Origin of the sequence: Brenneria salicis ATCC 15712 = DSM 30166 (assembly GCF_003315515.1) — a bacterium.
Taxonomy (GTDB): Bacteria; Pseudomonadota; Gammaproteobacteria; order Enterobacterales; family Enterobacteriaceae; genus Brenneria; species Brenneria salicis.
On the sequence record NZ_QNRY01000072.1, the window covers coordinates 1 to 10,543 of the forward strand.

8 protein-coding genes and 1 pseudogene are annotated in these 10,543 nt (G+C 50.4%); 6 read left to right on the forward strand and 3 right to left on the reverse strand.

Annotated elements, in window-relative coordinates; translation table 11 throughout:
* Nucleotides 1–99: 99 nt before the first annotated feature.
* Nucleotides 100–1,323: pseudogene (locus DES54_RS17860) on the forward strand (tagaturonate reductase); the annotation flags it as partial.
* Nucleotides 1,324–1,341: 18 nt separating this feature from the next.
* Entirely contained in the window at nucleotides 1,342–2,832 is a 1,491-nt protein-coding gene (locus tag DES54_RS17865) for a UxaA family hydrolase (RefSeq protein WP_113869679.1), read from the forward strand.
* A 113-nt stretch (nucleotides 2,833–2,945) separates the two neighbouring features.
* On the opposite strand, the gene sstT is transcribed toward DES54_RS17865, so the two are convergent.
* The 3 genes from sstT to DES54_RS17885 form a co-directional block, all read right to left on the reverse strand.
* Complete coding sequence (gene sstT / locus DES54_RS17870) at nucleotides 2,946–4,193, reverse strand: serine/threonine transporter SstT (RefSeq protein WP_113869681.1); 1,248 nt, start codon at nucleotides 4,191–4,193, stop codon at nucleotides 2,946–2,948.
* A 242-nt stretch (nucleotides 4,194–4,435) separates the two neighbouring features.
* Nucleotides 4,436–5,389: a TerC family protein gene (locus DES54_RS17880; protein WP_113869685.1), complete on the reverse strand. Its 954-nt coding sequence runs from the start codon at nucleotides 5,387–5,389 to the stop codon at nucleotides 4,436–4,438.
* 256 nt (nucleotides 5,390–5,645) lie between these two features.
* A complete protein-coding gene (locus tag DES54_RS17885; RefSeq protein WP_113869687.1) occupies nucleotides 5,646–6,644 on the reverse strand; it encodes a Gfo/Idh/MocA family protein in 999 nt (332 codons plus the stop codon).
* A 184-nt stretch (nucleotides 6,645–6,828) separates the two neighbouring features.
* Here DES54_RS17885 and rlmG point away from each other — a divergent pair, with 184 nt between their 5' ends.
* The 4 genes from rlmG (at nucleotide 6,829) to copM (ending at nucleotide 9,639) form a co-directional block, all read left to right on the forward strand.
* Nucleotides 6,829–7,968 (forward strand): 23S rRNA (guanine(1835)-N(2))-methyltransferase RlmG, encoded by a 1,140-nt coding sequence (rlmG, locus tag DES54_RS17890; protein WP_113869689.1) that lies wholly within the window; start codon nucleotides 6,829–6,831, stop codon nucleotides 7,966–7,968.
* Nucleotides 7,969–8,085: 117 nt separating this feature from the next.
* Nucleotides 8,086–8,382 carry a hypothetical protein gene (locus tag DES54_RS17895; protein WP_113869691.1) on the forward strand — a complete coding sequence of 99 codons (297 nt, stop codon included), beginning with the start codon at nucleotides 8,086–8,088 and terminating at the stop codon, nucleotides 8,380–8,382.
* A 223-nt stretch (nucleotides 8,383–8,605) separates the two neighbouring features.
* Nucleotides 8,606–9,106, forward strand: coding sequence for an ATP-independent periplasmic protein-refolding chaperone Spy (gene spy, locus DES54_RS17900; RefSeq protein ID WP_113869693.1), 501 nt, complete (start codon nucleotides 8,606–8,608; stop codon nucleotides 9,104–9,106).
* A 152-nt stretch (nucleotides 9,107–9,258) separates the two neighbouring features.
* Nucleotides 9,259–9,639: a CopM family metallochaperone gene (gene copM / locus DES54_RS17905; protein WP_113869695.1), complete on the forward strand. Its 381-nt coding sequence runs from the start codon at nucleotides 9,259–9,261 to the stop codon at nucleotides 9,637–9,639.
* Nucleotides 9,640–10,543: the final 904 nt, after the last annotated feature.

Sequence of the window (10,543 nt, forward strand, 5' to 3'; positions counted from 1 at the left end):
TCTGCACTAAAATTTCTTTTTTTCATTGGAGCACCTGTGTTGTTCTGAGGTGAGCATATCACCTCTGTTCAGGTGGCCAAATTCAGTATTCCACTACAGAACGAGCAGGGCGAAGCGGTGTGTGAACCGCGTCTGATTCGCTCCGTAAACCGTGAAATCAATGTCTATCGCCAGTTTGATGATTATCTGGCTTTGGCACGCGATCCCAATATCCGCTTTATTTTTTCCAATACCACGGAAGCCGGTATCAGCTATCACGCCGATGATCGTTTTAGCGACGCGCCGCCAGCCAGTTTCCCGGCCAAGCTGACTCGCTTGCTGTATGAGCGTTTCAGTCACTTTAACGGCGCCGCAGATCAGGGGTGGGTGCTACTGCCTTGCGAATTGATTGATTATAACGGGGCGGCGCTGAAAGAACTTGTGTTGCGCTATGCCGAACAGTGGCGACTGTCGCCACACTTTATTACCTGGCTGCATGAAAGCAATACCTTCTGTTCAACGCTGGTGGACCGTATTGTCACCGGTTATCCGCGTGCGCAAGTCAGCGCGTTGCAGCAGGAACTGGGTTATCAGGATGCCTTTCTCGCTACCGCCGAATACTTCTATCTGTTTGTGATCCAGGGGCCGCAGTGGTTGGCGGAAGTATTACGTCTGAACTCGTTGCAACTGAACGTGCGCATCGTTGACGACATCAAACCGTATAAAGAACGCAAAGTCGCCATTCTGAATGGCGCGCATACGGCGTTGGTTCCGGTCGCGTTTCTGGCTGGTCTGGATACGGTTGGCGAATCAATGAATGATGCGCAGATTGGTCAATTTGTAGAAAAAACCATCGCGCAAGAGATCGTTCCGGCGCTCGACTTACCGCATGATGAACTTATGTCTTTTGCTCAGGCGGTATTAAGCCGTTTCCGCAATCCTTTTATCCAACATCAACTGCTGTCTATCGCGTTGAATGGCATGACCAAATTCCGCACGCGAATTTTGCCGCAGCTACTGACCTATCGCCAACGTCGGGGTGATCTACCGCCGCGTCTGACCTTTGCGCTCGCGGCGCTGATAACCTTCTATCGTGGCGAGCGCCACGGCGAAAGCTATCCGTTGCAGGATGATGTGCGTTGGTTGGAACGCTATGGCGCGCTGTGGGGGGGAGTGAAAAACAACACGGTCAGCCTGGCGGAACTGGTGCATGTCGTATTGAGTGACGCGGAACACTGGGAACAGGATCTGACACAACTTCCGGGGCTGGCTGCGCAGGTAACCCGGCAGGTACAAACGATTGTTGAGCACGGTATGCGATCAGCTGTGGCTGATTATTGCTGACAGCAAAAAGGGTTATCCATGCAAAGCATCATAAAAATTCATTCTTTGGACAATGTGGCTGTCGCGCTGCGTGATTTGCAACAAGATGAAACGATAGCGGTGGACAGCCATACGGTTACCCTTCTGCAACCGGTGGCGCGTAGGCATAAGTTCGCGCTGGAAAGCCTCGCCGCCGGGGAGATGATCATTAAGTACGGCCTGCCTATTGGTCATGCGCTGGCGGCAATCGCGCCCGGTGAACATATCCATTCACACAATGCGAAAACCAACCTGAGTGATTGGGATAAATATCAGTACCAGCCGGCGTTCATCGATCTGCCGCAACAAATGCCGGATCGTGAAGTGCGGATTTATCGTCGCAACAACGGCGATGTCGGTATCCGCAATGAACTGTGGATCCTGCCGACGGTCGGGTGCGTCAACGGGATTGCCCGTCAGATCCAGCAACGTTTCCTGAAAGAAATGCAGGATGCGCAGGATATCGATGGCGTCTATCTGTTCAGCCATCCTTTCGGTTGTTCTCAGTTGGGGCAGGATCACCAGAATACGCGCACCATGCTGCAAAATATGGTTCGTCATCCGAATGCGGGAGCGGTACTGGTTATCGGTCTGGGCTGCGAGAATAATCAGGTGGACGCATTTCGCGCCACGCTGGGCGAATATGATGTTGAGCGAGTCGGCTTTATGATTTGTCAGCAGCAGGATGATGAAGTGGAGGCGGGTCTGGAAAGGTTGCGCGTCCTGTATCAGGCGATGCGTAATGACAAGCGCGCGCCAGGCAAGCTCAGCGAACTGAAATTCGGTCTGGAATGCGGTGGATCGGACGGTTTGTCTGGAATTACCTCCAATCCGCTGCTGGGCCGTTTCTCTGATTATATGATTACCAATGGAGGTACAACCGTACTGACTGAAGTGCCGGAAATGTTTGGCGCCGAACGCATTCTGATGAGCCGTTGCCATAATGTCGCCACCTTTGAAAAAACGGTGCATATGGTCAATGACTTCAAACAGTATTTTATTGCCCACGATCAGCCGATTTATGAAAATCCTTCGCCGGGCAACAAAGCGGGCGGCATCACGACGCTGGAAGAGAAATCGCTCGGCTGTACGCAAAAAGCCGGACAAGGCAAGGTGGTGGATGTAATGAAGTATGGTGAGCGCTTACTTACACCAGGCCTTAACTTGCTCAGCGCGCCGGGTAATGATGCGGTGGCAACCAGCGCGTTGGCCGGGGCCGGTTGTCATATGGTGCTGTTCAGCACCGGGCGCGGAACGCCCTACGGCGGCTTTGTCCCTACGGTCAAGCTGGCGACCAACAGCGAACTGGCGAAAAAGAAACCGCACTGGATCGACTTTGATGCAGGCCGTCTGCTTCAGGGGATGTCGATGGAGACGTTGCTGACGCAGTTTATCGAACTGATTGTCGAGATTGCCGATGGCAAGCGAGCCAGGAATGAAATTAATGACTTCCGTGAACTGGCAATATTTAAAAGCGGTGTAACATTGTAAAGCGAAAACATTCTAATTAACATAAAACGTTGTTTCATTTAATTTTCTGTAGACAAAAAGATGCCCGCCAGGGCGGGCATCGCGAAACAAGACGTTTCCTGCATTCGCCGGGATTACAGCATATTCAGGCGCTCTTTTTCCGCGAGTTTGGCGTCTTCGGCTTCACAAACCGCGGCAATAAAGATTACGTCTGTTGAGGAGTTGACGGCGGTTTCCGCAGAATCCTGCAACACGCCGATGATGAAGCCAACCGCAACCACCTGTATGGCGATATCGTTTGAAATGCCAAACATACTGCATGCCAGTGGAATAAGCAGCAGCGAACCGCCCGCCACGCCAGACGCGCCGCAGGCGCAGATTGACGCAACCACGCTAAGCAGCAAAGCGGTCGGCAGATCCACATGAATGCCCAGCGTGTTGGCCGCAGCCATCGTCAGTATGGTAATGGTCATGGCGGCGCCGGCCATGTTGATGGTCGCGCCCAGCGGAATGGCGACGGAGTAGGTATCTTCATCCAGATTCAATTTACGGCACAGTTCCATATTCACCGGAATGTTGGCGGCGGAACTGCGGGTAAAGAAGGCGGTAACGCCGCTTTCCCGCAGGCAACGCAATACCAGCGGATAAGGATTGTTCCGTGTTTTCCAGTAAACAATCAATGGATTAACGACCAACGCAACCAACAGCATACCGCCGATAAGCACCATCAACAGATGCGCATAGCCCCACAGCGCGCCGAACCCGGTTTTCGCCAGCGTTGAGGATACCAGACCAAAGATGCCCAGCGGCGCAAAGCGAATCACCACGCGAACAATGAAAGTCACGGCATCGGAAGCGTCGTTAATCATTCTCTTGGTGTTCTGTGAACCATGACGGAATGCGATCCCCAGTCCAACGGCCCACACCAGAATGCCGATATAGTTCGCATTGAGCAGCGCATGAATAGGGTTGGCGATGATGCTCATTAACAGCCCTTCCAGCACGTCGACGATCCCTGAAGGCGGTGTGATATTTTCCGCCTGCGCGTTGAGCACCAGCGTCGAGGGGAAGAGGGTGCTGAGCAGCACGGCAACCAAGGCGGCGGAGAAGGTTCCGATCAGATACAGCATCAGTATCGGACGAATATTGGTTTTTTGACCTTGCTGGTGGTTGGCGATGGACGCCATGACCAACATCAGCACCAGCACTGGCGCAACGGCCTTCAGCGCGCCGACGAACAGGGTGCCTAACAAGCCTGCGGCAATGGCGGCTTGTGTCGAGAGAGACGCGAGAATAATACCGGCTGCGAGTCCCAGAAGAATTTGTTGCACCAGACTGCCTTGAGCAAGATACTGCAAAAAACGTGATTGATTCTTATCCATATTTTTGACGGTGTGACCGTTTCCGATGAGTGGTTGCGTTTTACGGAAGCCTGCCTCTGCGTGAATAACGACTGGTTTTTTGTTTTTTTCCGTAACGAAATGTATTTGCGCGCATCAGTATATGAAAATTTGTTGGCTGGAAAAGAGCAAATGCCGTTTTTTCTGCTTCAGAGTGGAATTTTATTCAGGCATCACGCTTTCCGCGCAGCATCTATCTGGCGCGGAAAGCGTGAAAAGGCGAATTATTGTGCTGCGCGGCGGTTAACCCAAACGTCGATCAACATGGTGATAATCAGAATACCGGCGACCACACCGAGCGAAATGGCAATCGGAATGTGGAAGATATCGATCAACAGCATCTTGATACCGATGAAGATCAGGATCACAGCCAGTCCGTATTTCAGCAGCGAGAAACGTTCGGCCACGCCAGCCAGCAGGAAATACATGGCGCGCAATCCCAGAATCGCAAACAAGTTGGAGGTTAAAACAATAAAGGGATCGGTCGTGACGGCAAAAATGGCCGGGATACTGTCAACGGCGAAAATCACATCGCTGATTTCTACCAGAATCAGTACCAGGAACAACGGCGTCGCGTACAACAACCCATTGCGACGGATAAAAAACTTATCGTTTTCGATCGTATCGGTCATGCTCAGATGCCCGCGTATCCATCGTACCATCGGTTTATCGCCAATCGCGCCATCATCCTCTTTGGCCATCGCCATCTTGATGCCGGTAAATAGCAGGAAGGCGCCGAACACATATAGCAGCCACTGGAATTGCGTGACCAGCCAACTGCCGCCGAACACCATCAGCGTTCTCAGCACGATGGCGCCAAGCACGCCATAAATCAGCACGCGACGCTGATATTGCGGTGGAATGGCAAAATAGCTGAACAGCATCAGCCAGACGAAGACGTTATCAACGGCCAGCGCTTTCTCAATCAGATAACCGGTCAGGAAGGCCAGAGACTGGGTATTGGCGACTTCACGACCCAGGGTTTCGTCCAGATACCACCAGAAGCCCGCATTGAACAATAAAGAGAGTGTCACCCAGGCAATGGACCACGCGGCCGCCTGTTTGAATGTCATCACCGTCGATCCTTTTTTACCCTGATAGAGTAGGTCGATGGCCAGCATAACGATAACAATGACAGCAAAGCTGCCCCATAACCACGGCGTGCCAATGGTGTGCATAGCAGTATCCTTTAGATAAAAACAAAAACGGCCAACATCGGAAGACGCTGGCCGCTCGATCATCAAGCCGCAAATGAACCTCGCCTTCCGGCAAGGTCTCACTTACAACCGTCATGAAATTGTTTCATTCAGTTGCCCGGTAACCGGGTGCGTGACGCACCGTAATGACGATTAACCGGCGGAAAAGTTACTCCCCTTTGCCCGACAAAAGATAGGTGAAATCCTGATCCAGGTCAAATAATTATCCTGCCGCTGTTTATGTCGGGCTTCCCGCCGCCACGGTATCAGCAGGAAAAACCACCCCGGTTTGCCGGCGGATTTCGGTCAGCAACCCCGCCACCGTGCGTGAACGGGCAAGCTCCGCATGATTCAGATGATTATCCGCCACCAACGCGGCAAAGTTGTCCGCCTCATACAACATGCTGTTGATGTGTTGCGGCTGGCTGAGATCGAGTGATTTGCCGTCACGAGGAATGAAAGTGATTCGCTGGCATTCAGACAGTTTCTCAATAATAAGTGTGCCTTCTTCCCCCTGAATCTCACTGGCAATGGCGGAGTGGCTGACTTTGGAATGCACGATGGTTACATCAAAATCACCATAATTCATGATGATGCTGCCATGCGCGTCCACCCCGCTGTCCAGTAGTGTTGCGCTGGCCTGTACCGTACCGGGTTCTCCCCATAGCGCCACGGCAAACCCCAGACAGTAGTAACCAATGTCCATGACGGAACCATTCGAGAACGCCGGGTTGAAGGTGTTCGGATTTTCGCCCGCCAGATATTTGGGATAACGGGAAGAGTACTGGCAGTAGTTCAGCAGAACCTTGCGCAATTTGCCGACTTTCGGCAACGCCTGCTGCACTACGTTGAAGTTCGGCAGGCTGGCGGTTTTGTAGGCTTCAAACAGCACCACCTGATTTTCTTTGGCGCAGGCGATCATCTGTTCGACTTCATCCCGGTTGGAAGCCAGCGGTTTTTCACAGATAACGTGTTTGCCATGACGTAAAAACAGCAGAGATTGTTCACAATGCAGTGAATTGGGGCTGGCGATATAAACGGCGTCGATCAGATCGGATTTCGCCATCTCCTCCAGCGAATCGAATAGTGTATCGACCAGATAGTCCGTCTGATATTGCTGCGCTTTATCTGGCGTACGAGAATAAATGGCTGTCAGCTTCATTTTACCGGTTTCGTGGGCGGCATCGACAAACTGACGGGTGATCCAACTTGTTCCTATAATAGCAAAGTGAATCATAAGTGTTTGGTATCCTGCTGAGAACCATACGGAACCTCAGATTACCATGAGGAGATGCCAAGGCAATGTTACTGTTTTAATGCTGTGGAAAGACGCGCATTTTCCCGGCGTATTGAGAAAAGCATTTACTGGCGTGCGGTTTTAAGGGATAAACAGCGCAAATTTTATGACTCAGGAGAGGCGAATGAGCCAACTCGAACTGGAAACGCATAGCCTGACTCTGGCGCGTTATCCTCAAGTGGCGGATAACTCGGCGCTACAGGCGTGGGAAGCGGCGGATGAATTCTTGCTGCGCGAGCTTGTCATGACGGAGATTGCCCCTGGGCCACGCCTGATTTTTAACGATGCTTTCGGCGCGCTGGCCTGTGGTTTACAGTCGCAATCGCCGATCAGCATCAGCGATTCTTTTATGAGCCAACTGGCGACACGCTACAATCTGGCGTTGAATAATTTTGCTGAAGATTCGGTCGAACAACTGAATAGTCTGGCGCCGTTACCTGATGCGCCAGCGTTGGTGGTAATTAAAATCCCAAAAACCACGGCGCTGTTGGAGCATCAGTTGCGTATGTTGCGCAAGGTCGTGACCCCGCAAACGCGGATTATTGCCGGGGCTAAAGCCCGCGATATCCACACCTCTACTTTACAATTGTTCGAGCGCATTCTGGGGCCGACTAAAACCTCGCTGGCTTGGAAAAAAGCGCGCTTGATCCACTGCGAGGTCGCGGACTTAAAAGTAAGTGGGCAACCACTTACTTCTGTTTGGGATCTGGAAGAGTACGGTTACCGAATCCATAACCATGCGAATGTATTTTCGCGCAGCGGGTTGGATATTGGCGCGCGTTTTTTCCTGCAACATCTTCCGCAACAGTTGTCAGGCAAGATTGTGGATCTAGGGTGCGGTAATGGGGTGATTGGGCTGGCGGCTTTATCGGGTAATCCCGATGCGTTCGTCAGCTTTTTTGATGAATCCTACATGGCGGTGGCGTCCAGCGAAATGAATGTTGAGGTGAACTGTCCGCAAGACAAAAATCGCTGCGGTTTTGCTGTTAACCACGGGTTGGCAGGCATCGGACACGACAGCTTGCAGGCGGTGTTGTGTAACCCTCCGTTTCATCAACAGCAGGCCGTCACAGACCAAATTGCCTGGCAGATGTTTCTTGATGCCCGCCGCTGCCTTCAGGTTGGCGGCGAATTACGCATTGTGGGCAATCGTCATCTAGATTACTTCCACAAGCTGAAACGCTTGTTCGGTAATTGTGAACTGATCGCCAGCAACGCCAGATTTGTGGTGCTGCGGGCGGTAAAAACGGCGGCGTCTCGTTAATTCATATCGTTAATGCCAGCCGGGGCAAGGTAGGCGGATTAAGGATGCGCCCGGTTGTTTGTTGTCCGGGCCGTATGTCATTATAATCCGCCCAATAATCAACCGAAGGTATGTTTCATGTGGATTGAAGAATTAGAAACGCGTCTGGAGGAGGCATTGCAGGCGCTGGAGCGAAGCGTTCAACAGCAGCAATCCCGCTGGCGGGATGATTGCCATCAGTGGCAACAACAACTGTTATTGGCGAAACAGCGTGAAGCCCAGCTTGCCTCACAGATTGAACAGTTGCTGGCGCGGATGAACGCCATGGATAACTCGCCGGAACGTAACCCGCTATTGCAAAAAGTAAAAATCATCAGCGCTCATCTTGATGCGCTGGCTAAAGAGGCGTCAGCGTTCACGCGTTCGCTTCCCTGATCGGACGTGGTGAATGATGCGAAATAAGTCATCACCGACTTAACATAATTTTCCCGCTTTCTTACACAATTCCATCGTACTCTCCACAATTGCTGCAAATATGAAGTTATTCCTTGCAGAGATTTACCCTTGCTCTAATTAACTGAAGCTGTCAGGACTATACTTAGTCCCGATAGCACGACAATCGTCGTCGATGAGTTAAATCTGAGTGAGGGATATAATAATGCGTAAATTAACAGCGATATTGGTCGCATCTTCTCTGGCGTTGGGTTCAGTGAGCATTGCTAATGCGAATGAAACGTCCAAAGGCGATATGCCGGAACATAAGATGATGATGAAGAAGGATGGCAAAGAGCACCGTGGCATGATGGGGCCTGACATGATGTTTAAAGAGTTGAATCTGACGGATGCGCAGAAACAGCAGGTTAGAGACATCATGAAAGACTCACGTGAGAAAATGCATAAAGCCATGGTGGATGAGCAGCGTGAAATGCACAGCCTGATCGCCTCTGACTCGTTTGATGCACAAAAAGTACAGGCGCAACTGGACAAAGCTGAAGAGGCCCGTAAAGCAAGAATGCTCAATGGGTTAGAAACCAAAAACAAGATTTACAACATCCTGACTCCTGAACAGAAAAAGCAATACAACGACAATTTCGAAAAACGGCTGACTCAGCCACCTCAAAAACGTGATGGCCAGCCAATGCCTATGCCTGCTGAATAAACGGCAAATTGTTGAAACCGCCGGATTATCTCACTGCAGAGTGTGTTGTGATGGGATGGTTCGGCGGTTTTCTTTCATCTATTGCTTGACCTTCCCCTTACAGGAACGTCTACTCTGTGAAATGAATTCCACTAGCTGAATGAGAAGTTACGATGAGAAAAGTAAATCTGTTAATAACTACGGTGTTACTGGCGCCGCTTTTCGTTTTTGCTGCGGACAGTGCTCATAGTGGGCATGGGAATTCCGGCGATCATGACGCCGGGGACAAAACCGCGTCATCACAACAGGCTTATACGAAAGGCATGGATGAGATGCATGCCCGGATGATGGAAGGAATGAAGACCAGTGCTCCTGATATTGCGTTTGCCAAAGGGATGATTGCTCACCATCAAGGGGCCATTGACATGGCGCAGACCGAGCTCAAATACGGTAAAGATCCTGAGTTACGCAAGCTGGCCGAAGAGATTATCAAAGCCCAGCAGCCAGAGATCGATCAGATGCAGGCCTGGCTGGAAAAGAACAACAAACCCTAACCGACACATTGATTTAGCGCGGGCTTCAACCTGGCCACTTTGTATCTTGATGCGTTCCTGAACCGGGGCTTTGCCTGTTTTCGGAGAACGCGCTATTTTCCCCGTTAGATCAAGGCGAACCTGATCGCATTTCGGCTGGCGGGCTATCAAATCAGAAAAATTTAGTGATGTTTTTCAAAAAATAAACAGTCGCTGACTAAATCAGCGCGACACCGCGCCCGCCTGCGATTTTCGGATCATAAACATTTTTCAGTTTTTAGGATCTAAAAAGGATCGAGAGAAAACCATAATTATAAGATAAACAAGGGATTTATTTTAATTTTTTAGATGGAAGGATCTGGTTGCTGAATGCTCAAATCGTGGAAACTATTCATAAAAAGTATTATAAAACAGTTGGTTATTTGGTGTTTGTTGAGTTTGTAAAACTGGAAAAAACGTCACTGTTCTTTCATGATCCAATGCCCTGCAGTTGCTAACCTCCCATGACCGCTTTCGGATATGGTCTAAATTTGCCGAGACACTTTTGCGGCACTGTGCTAAACGAAAGAAAAAGCCACTAGTTTAAAAGTGGCTTAACCATATGATTTTAAATAAAAAAATTCGGTGGCCCCTGTTGGGTTTGAACCAACGACCAATCGATTATGAGTTTTGAGTCACTTAAATCACTGTTTTTACTTGATATAGAAAAATCAGTAATTTATCGCTTTCTCATCCCCTCCAATATGCCCTAATATTACCCATAATTACCTATGTAAAATATCCCCGGCATATCCCCGGGGTTGGGGAGTAGATGGAAACCTTAAGGTTCACCGGTAATCCCCCCATTTTTAACGGAGGTCATAAGTAGAGTTATGCAGCACGTAACACATGCTGTTTTGGGGTATATCCGCCCAACGCCATATTC